Origin of the sequence: Streptomyces pacificus, from assembly GCF_011766325.1 — a bacterium.
GTDB classification, from domain to species: domain Bacteria; phylum Actinomycetota; class Actinomycetes; order Streptomycetales; family Streptomycetaceae; genus Streptomyces; species Streptomyces pacificus.
Map to the genome: position 1 here is coordinate 532,304 of NZ_BLLG01000003.1, position 15,197 is coordinate 547,500.

The following is a 15,197-nucleotide window of genomic DNA, read 5'->3' on the forward strand; positions in this document are numbered from 1 at the left end:
CGGGGACGACTAGGTGGGGCAGGGAGTGCCGGAACTCGTACTGGAACTGAACGGAAGGACCTGGACCCTCGATCCGTCCAGGTCGTACACCGTGGGGCGGGATCCCCGGGGTGACGTGGTGATCGACGACGCCCGGGTGTCGTGGCGGCACGCCACGATCAGCTGGAGCGGCCGTAGTTGGGTCCTGGAGGACCACGGCAGCACCAATGGCACGTATGTGCAGGGCAGGCGGGTCCACCTGCTGGAGCTCGGCCCCGGCTCCGCGGTGCACCTCGGCAACGCCGCTGACGGTCCGCGGCTGAGCCTGTCCGGCGCCGAGGCCGGCGCGTACAGCGCACCGGAAGCCGTTCCCCAGCAGGCCGGCACCGCCCCGCAGGGGCAGCCCGGCCCCGACCAGCAGGGCCGGGCCCGGCGGCAGGAGGCCCAGGAGCAGTGGCAGCAGCCCGTCGCCCGGGTGCCGCACCAGCAGGGGCCGCGGGACCGGCAGGCCCCGGAGACACCCGACGGTCCCGCGGGGGCCCCGCAGCCGCCGGGCGACCGCAGTCCCACCGCGTTCCACCGGCTGTCCCTGGGCCGGGTGGTGCGCATCGGCCGTGCACTGGAGAACGACCTGGTGGTGTCCGACCTCCAGGTCTCCCGCCACCACGCCGAGTTCCACGCGGCGCCCGACGGCCGTTTCGAGATCCGCGACCTCGGCTCGCACAACGGCACCTACGTCAACGGCCAGCCGCTCGCCAAGTCGGGCACCGCGCTCATCGGCCCGAACGACACCGTAGGCGTCGGCCACTCCACGTTCCGCCTCGTCGGCGACCGTCTGGAGGAGTTCGTCGACACCGGCGAGGTGACCTTCTCCGCCCGTCATCTCACGGTCACGGTCGACGGCGGCAAGGAGATCCTCCGGGACGTCTCCTTCGGCGTCCCGGAGAAGTCGCTCATCGCGGTCATCGGCCCCTCCGGGTCCGGGAAGTCGACCCTGCTCAAGGCCCTCACCGGCTACCGCCCCGCCGACCGGGGCGATGTGCTCTACGACAACCGGAACCTGTACAAGCAGTTCGCCGAGCTGCGCCAGCGCATCGGCCTGGTCCCGCAGGACGACATCCTGCACAAGGAGCTGACCGTCAGGAAGGCGCTCACCTACGCGGCCAAGCTGCGCTTCCCGGCGGACACCACGGCGGCCGAGCGCGAGGCCCGCGTCGACGAGGTGCTGCGCGAGCTGAAGCTCGACCTCCACAAGGGCAAGAAGGTCACCTCCCTCTCCGGGGGCCAGCGCAAGCGCGTCTCCGTCGCCCTGGAACTGCTGACCAAGCCGTCGCTGATCTTCCTGGACGAGCCCACCTCCGGTCTCGACCCGGGCATGGACCGCGACGTCATGCAGTTGCTGCGCGGCCTCGCCGACGACGGCCGCACGGTCCTCGTGGTCACGCACTCGGTGGCCGAGCTCGCACTGTGCGACAAGCTGCTGGTGATGGCGCCCGGCGGCTCGGTGGCGTACTTCGGGCCGCCGGAGGAGGCGCTGAACTTCTTCGGCTACGAGACCTGGGCCGATGTGTTCTCCGCCTTCGAGAACTACCGCGACTACGACTGGGCGGGCCGCTGGAAGGGCTCGCAGCACTTCCAGGTGTACGCCGCCGACATCGACGCCGTCGCCGCGCAGTCGGCGCACCTGCCGCCGCCCCAGGCCGTCCGGCCGCCGAAGCCCCAGGGGTGGTTCTCCCAGCTCGGCACCCTGATGCGGCGCTATGTCTCGGTGATCTCCGCCGACCGGGGCTTCCTCGCGCTGACGGTGCTCGTGCCCTCGGTTATCGGCGCGGTGAGCCTGCTCATCGATCTGGACAAGGGCCTGCTGCCCAATGGCGTCAACCCGCAGAACGGCAGGATCGTCCCGAACGGCACGGCCACCACGGTGCTGCTGATCCTGGCGGCCGGCGCCTGCTTCTCCGGTGCCGCCAACTCGGTACGCGAGCTGATCAAGGAGCGGGTGATCTACGAGCGGGAGCGGGCGACCGGCCTGTCGCGCTCCGCCTATCTGATGTCCAAGGTGATCGTCCTCGGTACGATCGCCGTGCTCCAGGGCGCCCTGGTCGGCGCCATCGGATTCGCGGCCCGGGAGATCCCCGGGGAGGGGCTGGTCCTCGGCTCTGCCACGCTCCTGGAACTCTCACTGCCGATCATGGCCCTCGGCTTCGCCTCGATGATGTTCGGCCTGGTCATCTCGGCGGCGGTGAAGACGGCCGAGAAGGCCATGCCGCTGCTGGTGATGTTCGCGATCGTCCAGATCGTCTTCACCGGCTGCCTGTTCACCCTCAACGGCACCATCGGCGTCAACGAGTTCTCGTATCTGATGCCGTCCCGCTGGGCGGTCGCCGCTGCCGGCGCCACCCTGGACCTCAACAGGATCAGACCGGACCAGGACGACCCCGGCAGCACCGACCCGCTCTGGGACCACGAGGCCGGCGCCTGGGGCCTGGACATGGCGGCTCTGCTGGCGCTCGGCGCGCTGTGCGGCTTCCTCGTGGCCCGCTTCCTGCGCCGCCATGAGCCGGAGGTCATGCGCGGGTAGCGGGCTCCCGCCGCCCGAAGCGCTCAGGCGGTACCGGCGGCCGCACGGGCCATCGGCGGTGTGTGCGGTACGCGCGGCACCGGCGGCGCGGGCTGTGCCGGTTGTGCCGGCCGACGGCGGCGCGGGCTGTACCGGTTGTACCGGTTGTACCGGTTGTACCGGAGGGCGGCACCCCCAGCGGGTGCCGCCCTCCGGCGTGTCGGCGGCGCGGGTGCGGCCCGCGTCCGTCAGTAGGCGCTGTTGACGTTGTCGATCGAGCCGTAGCGGTCGGCCGCGTAGTTGCAGGCGGCGACGATGTTGGCGACCGGGTCGTACTGGTCCTTGACGGTGCCGGGAACGTGGTAGGCGTCGAAGGTCGGCTTGATGACCTGCAGCAGGCCCTTCGAGGGGACACCGTTGGCGGCGTTGATGTCCCAGTTGTTGATCGCGCGGGGGTTGCCGCTCGACTCGCGCATCACGTTCTTGTAGATGCCGTGGTAGGTGCCCGGGATGTTGTGCTTCTTCATGATGTCCAGGGCCTCGCGGATCCAGCCGTCCAGGTTGTCGGCGTAGACCGGCGTGCGCGCGGCGGTGCGGCTGGCGGCCTGCTCCAGTGCACGCCCCTTGACGGCGGCGGCCTGGGCGGCGGCCTGGGCGGCGGCCGCCTCGGCCTGGGCGGCGGCCTTGACTTGGGCGGTCTTGGCGTTCGCGGCGGCCTGGGCCTTGGCCTGGGCGGCGGCCTTGAGCTGGGCCGCGGCGAAGGGGTTCTGCTCGGCGAGGCTGGTCTGCAGCGCGGTGGCCTGCGCCGTGTCGACGGTCGCGGACAGGGCCGTCCCGGAGGCGGGTGCGGCCTGCGTCCCGGTACCGGCGACTGCGCTGCCCGGGACGAGCGAGAACGCGAGGGCGGAGACGCCTGCGGCGGCGATACCGGCGATCGAGAACTTGTAGGTCTTGGACATACGGCGGAAGCCGGGGGTGCGGGACGCGGACATGCGAGACGTACCTCTTCGAATAGCGGGAGTCGCTTCGGCCGGGGGCGGCACAGCGCCTGCTCGGCGGCGACGGACGCAATTCTTAGCGGCAGCAAAATCTCCTGGCAATGAGGTGACCTACGAAGGCGAGTAGAGGAGCCGGAAGCCCCAAAATCGGACATCCTGCGCACTCGGTACGCCCTGGCCTGCCTACTTGTCCTTTATGTAGCCACTAGCGCGCTTCGTAAGTGATGTGGGTCCTATGTGCGGGGTCACATCCCATCCCTGGCACTCTCACTTTGAGTTGCGTATGCAACGCGCTGGGTGAGCGCCCTCGCCCGGTGGGAGGAGACGGCTGCCCGCTCCGGCGCCCCTGCCGTCCAGGGCCCTGCGACCTAGGGCCGGGGACCGGTTCCGCCCGCCGTCCACAGGCCGATACGCACCGTCACCGACCCCGGTACGGTGATCCCCATGAGCCATCGACCGAGCTCCGGACTGGCCGCCGTGAGCACCGCCCTGCTCGCGATGAGCAGGCACCTCGAGGTCCGCGACGCCCTCAAGACGATCGTCGTGTCGGCCCGGGAGCTGCTCGGCGCGGAGTACGCGGCGCTCGGCGTCCCGGACGACCACGGTGGCTTCGCCCAGTTCGTCGTCGACGGCGTCAGCGAGGAGCAGTGGCGGGCGATCGGACCGCTCCCGCGCCAGCACGGCATCCTCGCCGCGATGCTGGGCGGCGCCGGGGCCGAGCGGCTCGCGGACGTGCGCAAGGACCCCCGTTTCGGGGGCTGGCCCGCGGCCCACCCGGAGATGGCCGACTTCCTGGGCCTGCCCATCAGGGACGGCGATGAGACGATCGGCGCGCTGTACCTCGCCAACAAGCGGTGCCCCAAGCCCGAGGGGGTCTGCGGATTCACCGAGGAGGACGAGGAACTGCTGTCGATCCTCGCGCAGCACGCGGCCATCGCCCTCACCAACGCCCGTCTGTACGAGCGCAGCCGCGAACTCACCATCGTCGAGGAGCGCTCCCGCCTCGCGCACGAACTCCACGACGCCGTCAGCCAGAAGCTGTTCTCCCTCCGGCTGACCGCACAGGCCGCGGCCCGCCTGGTGGACCGCGACCCGCACCGGGCCAAGTGCGAGCTGCAGCAGGTGGCCGCGCTCGCCGCCGAGGCCGCCGACGAACTGCGTGCCGCGGTCGTCGAACTGCGCCCCGCCGCCCTGGACGAGGACGGCCTCGCCGAGACCCTCCGCACCCAGGTCCAGGTCCTCGACCGCGCCCACACCGCGCAGGTGACCTTTGACAGCCACGGGGTCCGCGCCCTGCCGGCCGCCCAGGAGGAGGCCCTGCTCCGGGTCGCCCAGGAGGCCCTGCACAACGCGCTGCGGCACTCGGACGCGCCCCGGGTCGCGGTCAGCCTCGCCCGCCGCGGCCAGGGCGCGGTCCTCAGCGTCACCGACGACGGCAGCGGTTTCGAGCCCGATGCGGTCCGCACGGCCGGACGCCACCTCGGCCTGGTCTCCATGCGCGACCGGGCGAGCGGCGTCGGCGGAAGACTCACGGTGCAATCGGCGCCCGGCAAGGGCACCACGGTCGAGATGGAGGTCCCCGGTGGCTGAGCGGGAGAGCGGAGACGGCGCGGAAGCGGTGCGTCCCGGTGGCGTGGCGCTGCCGGGAGGCGGACGGACGATCCGCGTGCTGCTGGCGGACGACCACCAGGTGGTGCGCAGGGGGCTGCGCACCTTCCTCGAGGTGCAGGACGACATCGAGGTCGTCGGTGAGGCGGGGGACGGTGACGCGGCAGTGGCCCGCGCCGGGGAACTGCTGCCCGACGTGGTGCTGATGGACGTGCGGATGCCCGGCACCGACGGGATCGAGGCGCTGCGCAAGCTGACCGCCCTCGACAGCACCGCGAAGGTGCTGGTCGTCACGAGCTTCACCGAGCGGCGCACGGTCGTCCCCGCGCTGCGCGCCGGCGCCTCGGGCTATCTGTACAAGGACGTCGACCCCGACGCGCTCGCCGCGGCGATCCGCTCCGTGCACGCGGGGCACGTTCTCCTGCAGCCGGAGGTGGCGGGAGCGCTCCTGGCCCAGGACGTGCCGGGCGGCGGGCAGGGGAGGGGCACCTCGCTCACCGAGCGCGAGCGCGAGGTGCTCGGGCTCATCGCCGACGGCCGTTCCAACCGGGAGATCGCCCGGTCCCTGGTCCTGTCGGAGAAGACGGTGAAGACCCATGTGTCGAACATCCTGATGAAGCTCGATCTCGCGGACCGCACCCAGGCGGCGCTCTGGGCCGTCCGGCACGGCCTCGCGGGCTGAGTTCCGGTCTGAATCGGAACGTTTCGGCAGGTCACTCGCCGGCTCGGCTGCCGGTGCGCTCGGAGGGCCTTCCACGGGAAAGCGGACCGGTTCCCTCCGGTGTGAGATTCATACCGTCGTGTGTATATCGCCCACATGGCGTATCCGGACTGTGTCCCGGGCGTTCTCCAGGGCGAGCTGCGGCGGTCCCGCCGCGGTGACGCCTAGGAGGATCCCGAAGTGAACAACCTGAAGAAGGCCCTCGCCGTCTCCATGGTCGCCGGCGGCATCGTCGCCGCGGGCGCCGGTGTCGCGTCCGCCACCAGTGCGCACGCGGACGGCCACGCCACGAACTCCCCGGGCGTCGGCTCCGGCAACCTGATCCAGGCGCCGATCCACGTCCCGGTCAACGCCGTCGGCAACACGGTCGACGTCATCGGCGCCCTCAACCCGGCCTTCGGCAACACGGGCGTCAACGGCTGAGTGAGCCGCCCGGCCCGCTCCGGCGGACCCGCGGCCCCCCGCGGCCTTCCACGTCACCCGGCGGACTCCGGACCGTGCTCGGGGACTACCGGGGTGCCCGGGTCTGCCGGACGGGTCCCCCGGGGTGCCCGGGGCTGCTGTCTCCCGGTCCCCGGGGTGTCCGGTCTCCTTCGCGGTGCCGTCGGGCCCGAGGGGCGGCCGCCGCGGTGGACCCCGGGTGCGCCCCCCCGCGTCCGCCGCACCCGTCAGCGGCCGGCCCGGCGCTCCAGGTCCTCCACATAGGCGTTGTACGCCGCCACCTGCGCGCGCCGCGCCACGCGCTCCACCGGGCGCAGAGCCGCCCCCCTGGCAGCCATCTCCGACGCGCTCATCGCCCCGCCGTGCCCGTTCTCGTACGCCAGCGACAGCAGGAGACCGATCCGCTGGGCCATCTCCAGGACACGTGCCGCTCGGGACGGGTACCCGGGAGCGAGCACGTCACGGGCCGTCCTCGACTCCGCCCGCGCCCGGTACGCGTCCAGCGCCGCCTCGGCCACCGGCCCGGAAGCCGCCACGTCCAGCCGCGACAGCACCTCCGTCGCCTCCCGCAGCCCCTCCGCGAGCTCCCGTTCCGCCTCGCCGAGGGAGGGGACGTCGGCCGGTGGGGCGTCCCGCACCGCCAGGCAGCGCCAGACGACATCGGCGTGCACATCGCCGTCCGGACCCGCCTCGCGCACTTCGGGCACCAGGCCGTACGCCGCCCCGTGGCAGACCACCGCCTCCCGCGCCTCCAGCGCCCGCGCGTTGAACTCCGGCGGCCCGCTCAGCCCCAGCGGATGCCCCGGCGCGGGCAGGGCCACCCGGAAGCCCCGCACCCCGGCTGTGCGCAGCCGCCCCAGCGCCATCGTGAGCCCCACCGGCCCGTTCTCGCCGGGGAGTCCCGTCACACGGTGCACTGCGTCCTCCCCGGCGATCGCGGCCACCGCGTCGTCCGGCGATACCCATCCGGCCGAGAGGGCGTTCCCCCAGGCGGCCAGTCGTCCTGATCGTGGTTCCGAGAGCATGGACCCAGCCTAGGTACCGGACCCGGGGCAGGAGTACAGGGCGGGTGGCGTAGCTTTGTCCGGGGAGCCGCGCCCACAGGCGGGCAGAGCCCGAGACCCGACGACCGAATGGGGAGACAACGCGCTCATGAGCGATGTACTGGAGCTGGTGGACGTATCCGTGGTCCGCGGAGGACGTGCTCTGGTGGACGACGTCTCCTGGTCGGTCAAGGAGGGCGAGCGCTGGGTGATCCTCGGCCCGAACGGCGCCGGCAAGACCACTCTCCTCAACCTCGCCTCCAGCTACCTCTTCCCCACCACCGGCACCGCCACCGTCCTCGGCGACCGGCTCGGCGGCGTCGATGTCTTCGAACTGCGCCCCCGCATCGGCATGGCCGGCATCGCCATGGCCGACAAGCTGCCCAAGCGGCAGACCGTCCTGCAGACCGTCCTCACCGCCGCCTACGGCATGACCGCCACCTGGCACGAGGACTACGAAGCCGTCGACGAGCTGCGCGCCCGCGCCTTCCTCGACCGCCTCGGCATGTCCGACTACCTGGACCGCGCCTTCGGCACCCTCTCCGAGGGCGAACGCAAGCGCACCCTCATCGCTCGCGCGATGATGACCGATCCCGAACTGCTGCTGCTCGACGAGCCCGCCGCCGGCCTCGACCTCGGCGGCCGCGAGGACCTGGTCCGCCGCCTCGGCAGGCTCGCCCGCGATCCGTACGCCCCCTCCATGATCATGGTGACCCACCACGTCGAGGAGATCCCGCCGGGCTTCACCCATGTCCTGATGATCCGTCAGGGAAGGGTGCTCACCGCGGGACCGGTGGAGACCGAACTCACCTCCCGGAACCTCTCCCTCTGCTTCGGGCTCCCGCTCCTCGTCGAGCGCAACGGCAACCGCTGGACCGCCCAGGGCCTGCCGCTCTCCTGACGGAGCGCCGACAGGGCCCAGGACCCCGACAGAGCCCAGGACCCCGACAGAAGCCCTGACAGCGCCCTGTCGGCGACGCGTCCGCCCGCCTACCATGGCCCCGTGGACATCGACGCATGGGTGTGGTGGCTCGTCGCGGCGGTCGGGCTCGGTATCCCCCTCGTGATCACCGCCATGCCGGAACTCGGGATGCTCTCCGTCGGCGCGGTCGCGGGAGCGGTCACCGCCGGCCTCGGCTTCGGCGTGGTGGCGCAGGTGGTGGTGTTCGCCGCGGTCTCGGTCGCGCTCATCGCCGTCGTGCGGCCCATCGCCGCACGCCACGGCAGGCAGCGCCCCCAGGTCGCGAGCGGAGTCGACGCGCTGAGAGGCCGTCAGGCGGTCGTGCTGGAGCGGGTCGACGGAGGCGGCGGCCGGATCAAGCTCGCCGGCGAGGTCTGGTCGGCGAAGGCCCTCGACGCCTCCCGGGTCTACGAGCCGGGAGAGCAGGTGGACGTGGTCGAGATCGACGGTGCGACGGCCGTGGTGATGTGACACCCGGGTGACGTTTCGTCATGATCATGTGACGTAACCTCACCCATGACCGCCAGCGGTCTGGAAAACTCGATCATCAGAGACTCATCCGGCAGCGAAGGGCACGGGAAGCACGATGCCATCGATCATCATCGTTCTGGTCATTCTGGTGGTGCTGGTCTTCATCGCCCTGATCAAGACGATCCAGGTCATCCCGCAGGCCAGTGCCGCCATCGTCGAGCGGTTCGGCCGCTACACGCGCACCCTCAACGCCGGGCTGAACATCGTCGTGCCGTTCATCGACTCGATCCGCAACCGGATCGACCTTCGGGAACAGGTCGTCCCGTTCCCGCCCCAGCCGGTGATCACCCAGGACAACCTCGTCGTCAACATCGATACCGTCATCTACTACCAGGTGACCGACGCCCGCGCGGCGACCTACGAGGTGGCCAGCTACATCCAGGCGATCGAGCAGCTGACCGTCACCACCCTCCGCAACATCATCGGCGGCATGGACCTCGAGCGCACCCTCACCTCCCGCGAGGAGATCAACGCCGCCCTCCGCGGCGTCCTCGACGAGGCCACCGGCAAGTGGGGCATCCGCGTCAACCGCGTGGAACTCAAGGCCATCGAACCCCCGACCTCCATCCAGGACTCGATGGAGAAGCAGATGCGCGCGGACCGCGACAAGCGCGCCGCCATCCTCACCGCCGAGGGCATCCGCCAGTCGCAGATCCTCACCGCCGAGGGCGAGAAGCAGTCCGCCATCCTGCGCGCCGAGGGCGAGGCCAAGGCCGCGGCCCTGCGCGCCGAGGGCGAGGCCCAGGCGATCCGCACGGTCTTCGAGTCCATCCACGCGGGCGACCCGGACCAGAAGCTGCTCTCGTACCAGTACCTCCAGATGCTCCCGAAGATCGCGGAGGGCGACGCCAACAAGCTCTGGATCGTGCCGAGCGAGATCGGCGACGCGCTCAAGGGCCTCTCCGGCGCCATCGGCAGCTTCGGCGGACCCCTGTCCGGCAACGGCGGCGGGAACGGCGCGGCAGGTTCCGGCGGCAGCGGCGTCCCCCGCCAGAACGGCGGCACGGAGCGACGCGAGCAGCCCCCGATCGACTGACCGCCCGGCCGGTCGTGCATGATCGGTGCGGCCCCTCGACCTCGATGGCGGGGAGGCGGCGCACCGAGCATATGAGGAGACGGCCTTGTCCATCTGGGAAGCGGTCGCGATCTTCGTGGCGGGTACGGCGGCGGGCACGATCAACACGATCGTCGGCTCCGGAACCCTCATCACGTTCCCGGTACTGCTGGCCACCGGGCTCCCGCCCGTCACCGCCACCGTCTCCAACGCGCTCGGCCTGATACCGGGATCGATCAGCGGAGCCATCGCCTACCGCGCCGAACTCGCCGGCCAGCGGCGCCGCATCCTCCGTCTGGGCCTCGCCGCCCTGGTCGGCGGTCTCGGCGGCGCGATGCTGCTGACCCTGCTGCCGCCGACGGCCTTCGAGACCATCGTCCCGGTCCTCGTGACACTCGCCCTGGTGCTCGTCGTCCTCCAGCCCCGGATCTCCGCCGCGGTCCAGCGCCGCCGCGAACGCCGCGGAACCGGTGCCCCCCGCTCCGACGGCGGCCCCCTCCTCCTCACCACCCTGCTGGCCGCCAGCGTCTACGGCGGCTACTTCACCGCCGCCCAGGGGATCGTCTACCTCTCCCTGATGGGCATCCTGATCGACGACAGCCTGCAGCGGATCAACGCCGCCAAGAACGTCCTCGCGGCCATCGTCAACTCCGTGGCCGCGCTCTTCTTCCTCTTCGTCGCACACTTCGACTGGACCGCCGTCCTGCTCATCGCGGTCGGTTCCGCCATCGGCGGCCAGATCGGCGCGAGGATCGGCCTTCGGCTCTCGCCCGTGGTACTGCGGACCTTCATCGTGCTCGTGGGCACGGCGGCCGTCGTCCAGCTCGTCCTCCGCTGACGGCACACGGAACCCCGCCCCCGCGAGGGGACGGGCCGCCGTGCCCATCCGCGGTGCACCCGCGGCCTGGTGGCCTCCCAGCCCCTCCCGCCGTCCGCGCCGCTCCGGTGGGCCCGGGGCCGCTCCGGCGGGCCCCTGCTTCGGCCCGGTGTGCTCCCCGCCGGCCCGCTGCCGTCTGCGCGCCGCTCCCGCTGCGCTCAGGCCGCCGGTGCCAGCGGATGCCGCTCCGCCCGGTGCCCGCCGTGCCGCCCGAGCCATTCCGGCAGCGACGACCGCTCACCCGCCCGGAGCGCGAGCAGCATCGCGTCCGCCGGGGTCGGCACGAACGGCTGGTGCAGCAGGGGCATCCCGGCCTGCTCCGGGGTGCGGTCCGCCTTGCGGTGGTTGTCCTCGGCGCAGGACGCCACCGTGTTGAGCCAGTCGTCCGCACCGCCCCGGGACCGCGGCACCACATGGTCCACGGTCGTCGCCCGCCTTCCGCAGTAGGCGCACCGGTGCTGGTCCCGTACCAGCACACCCCGTCTCGACCACGGCGCTTGTCTTCGGAACGGCACCCGTACGTACCGGCAGAGCCTGATCACCCGCGGCACCGGTAGCTCCACCGCGGCCGCGCGCACCCGGAGCGCGGGGTGGGAGTGCTCGACGACGGCCTTGTCCTGCAGTACCAGCACCACCGCGCGGTTGAGCGTCACCGTCGACAGCGGCTCGAAGCTCGCATTGAGTACCAGTGTGTCCCGCATGGTGCCCCACCTCCCGTGTGCCGGCCGGCCCCGTGCCGGACCGGGTGCCTGCCCGGAGCCGGACTCCTCGGACCGGCTCTTCGGGCCCGGACCAACTCTGGCCGGGCACGCCGCCATGGACAACGCAATATCCGCGCACCACGGAAGATGCCCGCTCCCGATCTCTTTGAGACCAGGAGCGGGCGAACTACGGGCGCACGCCGGGGGAGCTAACCGCGGTTCTCGCACTCGCCGATCAGCTGGGCACGGGCCAGCGTGTGGAACCGCAGGTGGAAGCCCACAAGCGCGGGCGACGCGTCCTCACCGGGACCCAGCTTCCCGGAGTCCACCGCGTACACCGTGAACACGTAGCGGTGCGGTCCGTCACCGGGAGGCGGGGCCGCGCCGCCGAAGTCCCTCGTCCCGTAGTCGTTGCGGACATGCACGGCGCCCTCGGGCAGCCCCTCGAGCTTCCCGCTCCCCGCACCCGCCGGCAGCTCGGTCACCGACGCGGGAATGTCGAACAGCACCCAGTGCCAGAATCCGCTGCCCGTCGGGGCGTCGGGGTCGAAGCACGTCACGGCGAAGCTCTTCGTCTCCGCCGGGAAGCCCTCCCACCGCAGCTGCGGGGACGTGTTGCCCGCCGAGTGGAGCTGGGCGTCCCGCAGGACACCGCCGTCCTCGACGTCGGTACTCGTCACGGTGAACGACGGCACCTGCGGATGGAAGTCATGAGGCAGCGGAGCCCTCTTCGCCTCGGACACGTCTGAACCTCCGTACTCGGCAGTCCTGCGCTTGCGAACGCGCGCTTGCGGTTTCGAGACTAGAGCCCTACAGCCAGTTACGGCGGCCGCCGACCTCGGCGAGCCAGTGGTTGAGGTAGGCGGCGTGGTCCGTCCCCTGGAAGTCGTGCAGACCCACCGTGAAGGCCCGGTACGAGTCGCTGCCTTCGCTGAACAGCCCCGGCTTCTTGTCCATCTCCAGCACGACGTCCATCTCGCGGTCGTCGGCGATGAAGGTGACCTCGACCTGGTTGAGCCCCCGGTACTGCTGGGGCGCGAAGAACTCGATCTCCTGGTAGAAGGGAAGCCGCTGGCGCGTCCCGCGGATGTGGCCGCGCTCCATGTCCGCGCTCTTGAAGCGGAAGCCCAGCTGGATGAACGCGTCGAGAACGGCCTGCTGCGCGGGCAGCGGATGCACGTGGATCGGGTCCAGGTCGCCCGAGTCCACGGCGCGTGCGATCTCCAGTTCGGTCGTCACACCGATGTCCATTCCGCGCAGCCGCTGCCCGGCGATCGACGTGATCGGCGTCTCCCAGGGGATCTCCAGCCCGAACGGCACCACGTGCACCGCGCCCGCCTGCACCTCGAAGGCACCTCCGAGGCGCTGCTTGACGAACTCGATGTCCTGCTTGACCTCATGGTCGCCGCCCTCGACCTCGACCCGTGCCTGCAGCCCGACGGACAGCCCCTCGATCTGCTGGTTCACCGAACCGCCCTGGACGCGCACCTCGCCCTGGACGACCCCGCCGGGTACGACGTTGTCCTCGGCCAGAACCGTCTCGACCGAGGCGCCGCCGGCCCCGAGGCTCGCGAGCAGCTTCTTGAAGCCCATGTTCCATCCTTCCTCTCCACTGACCTCTATCTACGCGCGACGACGGTAGCCGGTTCCCCGGGCGGGACGAGTACCCTCGTGCGGCATGATCCGCAGCCCCGCCAACACGCCGCCGTCCCAGGCTTTCCCGCGGCCTTTCCTCCCGCCCCTCCTCCGGGTCTGCCCTCGGGCTCGTGCCGAGCGGTCCGTACCGCGGTCCGTCCGGCAGGACGCGCCCTGCCCCACCGGCCCCACCCGCCCCACCGCGCCTCGCCGCGCCGCGAACGTCCACGTCGAACGGCGGCTCGACAAGGCGGACGCCCACGCGGACGAGGCCGCCCCCGGCCCGTACGCCGCCGTCCTGGGGCGCACCGCCCGCAGCGGAGGGGCGTGCGGGCCACCCGGGCACCCGTATGCCCCCTTCAGCCGCGCGATGCCGGGGCGGACGGCATGAACGCCGACTTTCTCGCCCGCCCCGCCGAAGAGGTCGCTCCCGCGCTCCTCGGTGCCGTGCTCACTCACGAGACCGCCGAGGGAACCGTGAGCGCCGTCATCACGGAGACCGAGGCCTACTCCGGGTCCGCCGACCCTGCCTCCCACGCCTACCGGGGCAGGACACCCCGAAACGCCGTCATGTTCGGACCGGCGGGACATCTGTATGTCTACCGGTCCCACGGCCTCCACTGGTGCGCCAACATCGTCACCGGGGCAGACGGCATCGCCTCGGCCGTCCTCGTCCGCGCGGGCCGGGTCGTCGAGGGGGAGGGGCTGGCCCGCAGGCGGCGAGGGCCGAGGGTCGAGGACCCGCGCCTCGCCCGTGGTCCGGGGAACTTCTGCCAGGCCCTCGGCATCACGGCGGAGCACAACGGCACGGACCTGCTGACGGGCGCCGCGCTCGCGTTGTCCGGGGGCGAACCGGTCCCCGCCGGGCACATCCGGGTGGGCCCTCGGGTAGGGGTGAGCAGGGCCCACGACTGGCAGCACCGCTTCTCCCTCGCCGGCGATCCGACGGTCTCGGCGTACCGGCTGAGCCCGCGAGCGAAGAGCCCTGACCGGGCCCGCCCGGCACGTCGTAGGGCGATTTGACTCGGGCTCGCCGGACGCCTAACGTGGCCCGAGCCGCGTGAGCGGGACTGCTGTTCTGCACCCCCGAAGCGGCCATCCACTACCTACGACCGACCCCAGCGGGTGCGAATTCGGCATGCCGGAATTCAGCTCCCTCGCCTCGATTATGAGTCGCCGGGATAATCGGCTAACGTAGTGAACACGCCGAAAGGTTGCCGCGAGGCGATCGAAAGGTGAAAGGCCCTCCAACGGCCATCGGAAATGGATTTCGGACCGGGAACGGTACGGAAATCGGATCTGGTAGGGTTGGAAACACCGAAGGGAAGCGCCCGGAGGAAAGCCTCGGAGAGTGTTCCGTGGGTGAGTACGAAGGAAGCGTCCGTTCCTTGAGAACTCAACAGCGTGCCAAAAGTCAACGCCAGATATGTTGATACCCCGTCCATCCGGATCGTTCCGGTTCGGTTGGTCGTGGTTCCTTTGAAGAAACACATACAGCGAGGACGCTGTGGACCGGGGGGACTATTCCTTCTCCTGGTCCGGCTCTCGTGGTGTGTTGCCCCGAGTACGGGGAAGCATTCACGGAGAGTTTGATCCTGGCTCAGGACGAACGCTGGCGGCGTGCTTAACACATGCAAGTCGAACGATGAACCTCTTTCGGGAGGGGATTAGTGGCGAACGGGTGAGTAACACGTGGGCAATCTGCCCTGCACTCTGGGACAAGCCCTGGAAACGGGGTCTAATACCGGATATGACCATCGGGGGCATCCCTGGTGGTGGAAAGCTCCGGCGGTGCAGGATGAGCCCGCGGCCTATCAGCTTGTTGGTGGGGTGATGGCCTACCAAGGCGACGACGGGTAGCCGGCCTGAGAGGGCGACCGGCCACACTGGGACTGAGACACGGCCCAGACTCCTACGGGAGGCAGCAGTGGGGAATATTGCACAATGGGCGGAAGCCTGATGCAGCGACGCCGCGTGAGGGATGACGGCCTTCGGGTTGTAAACCTCTTTCAGCAGGGAAGAAGCGTGAGTGACGGTACCTGCAGAAGAAGCGCCGGCTAACTACGTGCCAGCAGCCGCGGTAATACG

General features: G+C 71.0%; 14 protein-coding genes and 1 rRNA gene (1 of these 15 cut by a window edge). 10 read left to right on the forward strand and 5 right to left on the reverse strand.

Going from position 1 to position 15,197, the window contains the following annotated elements:
• Nucleotides 1–25 precede the first annotated feature (25 nt).
• Complete coding sequence (locus tag SCWH03_RS07450; RefSeq protein ID WP_173263330.1) at nt 26–2,560, forward strand: FHA domain-containing protein; 2,535 nt, start codon at nt 26–28, stop codon at nt 2,558–2,560.
• A gap of 227 nt (nt 2,561–2,787) precedes the next feature.
• On the opposite strand, the gene SCWH03_RS07455 is transcribed toward SCWH03_RS07450, so the two are convergent.
• Entirely contained in the window at nt 2,788–3,531 is a 744-nt protein-coding gene (locus tag SCWH03_RS07455) for a transglycosylase SLT domain-containing protein (protein WP_173263331.1), read from the reverse strand.
• Nucleotides 3,532–3,981: 450 nt separating this feature from the next.
• Here SCWH03_RS07455 and SCWH03_RS07460 point away from each other — a divergent pair, with 450 nt between their 5' ends.
• The 3 genes from SCWH03_RS07460 (at nt 3,982) to SCWH03_RS07470 (ending at nt 6,289) form a co-directional block, all read left to right on the forward strand.
• Nucleotides 3,982–5,127: a GAF domain-containing sensor histidine kinase gene (locus SCWH03_RS07460; protein ID WP_173263332.1), complete on the forward strand. Its 1,146-nt coding sequence runs from the start codon at nt 3,982–3,984 to the stop codon at nt 5,125–5,127.
• Between the two features lie 49 nt (nt 5,128–5,176).
• The gene (locus SCWH03_RS07465) at nt 5,177–5,827 is read left to right on the forward strand and encodes a response regulator (RefSeq protein WP_173263387.1); all 651 of its coding nucleotides are present in this window, start codon (nt 5,177–5,179) and stop codon (nt 5,825–5,827) included.
• A gap of 219 nt (nt 5,828–6,046) precedes the next feature.
• Nucleotides 6,047–6,289 carry a chaplin gene (locus SCWH03_RS07470; RefSeq protein ID WP_173263333.1) on the forward strand — a complete coding sequence of 81 codons (243 nt, stop codon included), beginning with the start codon at nt 6,047–6,049 and terminating at the stop codon, nt 6,287–6,289.
• A gap of 245 nt (nt 6,290–6,534) precedes the next feature.
• Here the strand turns inward: SCWH03_RS07470 and SCWH03_RS07475 are convergent, their stop codons facing one another.
• On the reverse strand, nt 6,535–7,332 hold the full coding sequence (locus SCWH03_RS07475) for an Rv1486c family protein (protein WP_173263334.1): 798 nt from the start codon (nt 7,330–7,332) through the stop codon (nt 6,535–6,537).
• Between the two features lie 127 nt (nt 7,333–7,459).
• On the opposite strand from SCWH03_RS07475, the gene SCWH03_RS07480 reads away from it, so the two are divergent.
• The 4 genes from SCWH03_RS07480 (at nt 7,460) to SCWH03_RS07495 (ending at nt 10,734) form a co-directional block, all read left to right on the forward strand.
• A complete protein-coding gene (locus tag SCWH03_RS07480) occupies nt 7,460–8,251 on the forward strand; it encodes an ABC transporter ATP-binding protein (protein WP_173263335.1) in 792 nt (263 codons plus the stop codon).
• Between the two features lie 102 nt (nt 8,252–8,353).
• Complete coding sequence (locus SCWH03_RS07485) at nt 8,354–8,782, forward strand: NfeD family protein (RefSeq protein ID WP_173263336.1); 429 nt, start codon at nt 8,354–8,356, stop codon at nt 8,780–8,782.
• A gap of 115 nt (nt 8,783–8,897) precedes the next feature.
• A complete protein-coding gene (locus SCWH03_RS07490; protein WP_173263337.1) occupies nt 8,898–9,878 on the forward strand; it encodes an SPFH domain-containing protein in 981 nt (326 codons plus the stop codon).
• Nucleotides 9,879–9,963: 85 nt separating this feature from the next.
• The gene (locus SCWH03_RS07495) at nt 9,964–10,734 is read left to right on the forward strand and encodes a sulfite exporter TauE/SafE family protein (RefSeq protein WP_173263338.1); all 771 of its coding nucleotides are present in this window, start codon (nt 9,964–9,966) and stop codon (nt 10,732–10,734) included.
• Between the two features lie 197 nt (nt 10,735–10,931).
• Here the strand turns inward: SCWH03_RS07495 and SCWH03_RS07500 are convergent, their stop codons facing one another.
• From SCWH03_RS07500 to SCWH03_RS07510, 3 genes are all read right to left on the reverse strand, one after another.
• The gene (locus SCWH03_RS07500; RefSeq protein WP_173263339.1) at nt 10,932–11,474 is read right to left on the reverse strand and encodes an HNH endonuclease; all 543 of its coding nucleotides are present in this window, start codon (nt 11,472–11,474) and stop codon (nt 10,932–10,934) included.
• Between the two features lie 209 nt (nt 11,475–11,683).
• Nucleotides 11,684–12,217, reverse strand: a complete 534-nt coding sequence (locus SCWH03_RS07505) for a YbhB/YbcL family Raf kinase inhibitor-like protein (RefSeq protein WP_173263340.1) — start codon at nt 12,215–12,217, stop codon at nt 11,684–11,686.
• 67 nt (nt 12,218–12,284) lie between these two features.
• Entirely contained in the window at nt 12,285–13,067 is a 783-nt protein-coding gene (locus SCWH03_RS07510; RefSeq protein ID WP_173263341.1) for a sporulation protein, read from the reverse strand.
• Between the two features lie 429 nt (nt 13,068–13,496).
• Here SCWH03_RS07510 and SCWH03_RS07515 point away from each other — a divergent pair, with 429 nt between their 5' ends.
• Nucleotides 13,497–14,132 carry a DNA-3-methyladenine glycosylase gene (locus SCWH03_RS07515; RefSeq protein WP_173263342.1) on the forward strand — a complete coding sequence of 212 codons (636 nt, stop codon included), beginning with the start codon at nt 13,497–13,499 and terminating at the stop codon, nt 14,130–14,132.
• Between the two features lie 554 nt (nt 14,133–14,686).
• Nucleotides 14,687–15,197: ribosomal RNA gene (locus tag SCWH03_RS07520) — 16S ribosomal RNA — on the forward strand; it runs 1,007 nt beyond the window's last position.

Bases quoted from the DNA above. Each gene is read 5' to 3' on its own strand.
- SCWH03_RS07455 (WP_173263331.1), bottom strand. From the start codon at position 3,531: ATGTCCGCGTCCCGCACCCCCGGCTTCCGCCGTATGTCCAAGACCTAC.
- SCWH03_RS07460 (WP_173263332.1), top strand. From the start codon at position 3,982: ATGAGCCATCGACCGAGCTCCGGACTGGCCGCCGTGAGCACCGCCCTG.
- SCWH03_RS07475 (WP_173263334.1), bottom strand. From the start codon at position 7,332: ATGCTCTCGGAACCACGATCAGGACGACTGGCCGCCTGGGGGAACGCC.
- SCWH03_RS07480 (WP_173263335.1), top strand. From the start codon at position 7,460: ATGAGCGATGTACTGGAGCTGGTGGACGTATCCGTGGTCCGCGGAGGA.
- SCWH03_RS07490 (WP_173263337.1), top strand. From the start codon at position 8,898: ATGCCATCGATCATCATCGTTCTGGTCATTCTGGTGGTGCTGGTCTTC.
- SCWH03_RS07500 (WP_173263339.1), bottom strand. From the start codon at position 11,474: ATGCGGGACACACTGGTACTCAATGCGAGCTTCGAGCCGCTGTCGACG.
- SCWH03_RS07510 (WP_173263341.1), bottom strand. From the start codon at position 13,067: ATGGGCTTCAAGAAGCTGCTCGCGAGCCTCGGGGCCGGCGGCGCCTCG.
- SCWH03_RS07515 (WP_173263342.1), top strand. From the start codon at position 13,497: ATGAACGCCGACTTTCTCGCCCGCCCCGCCGAAGAGGTCGCTCCCGCG.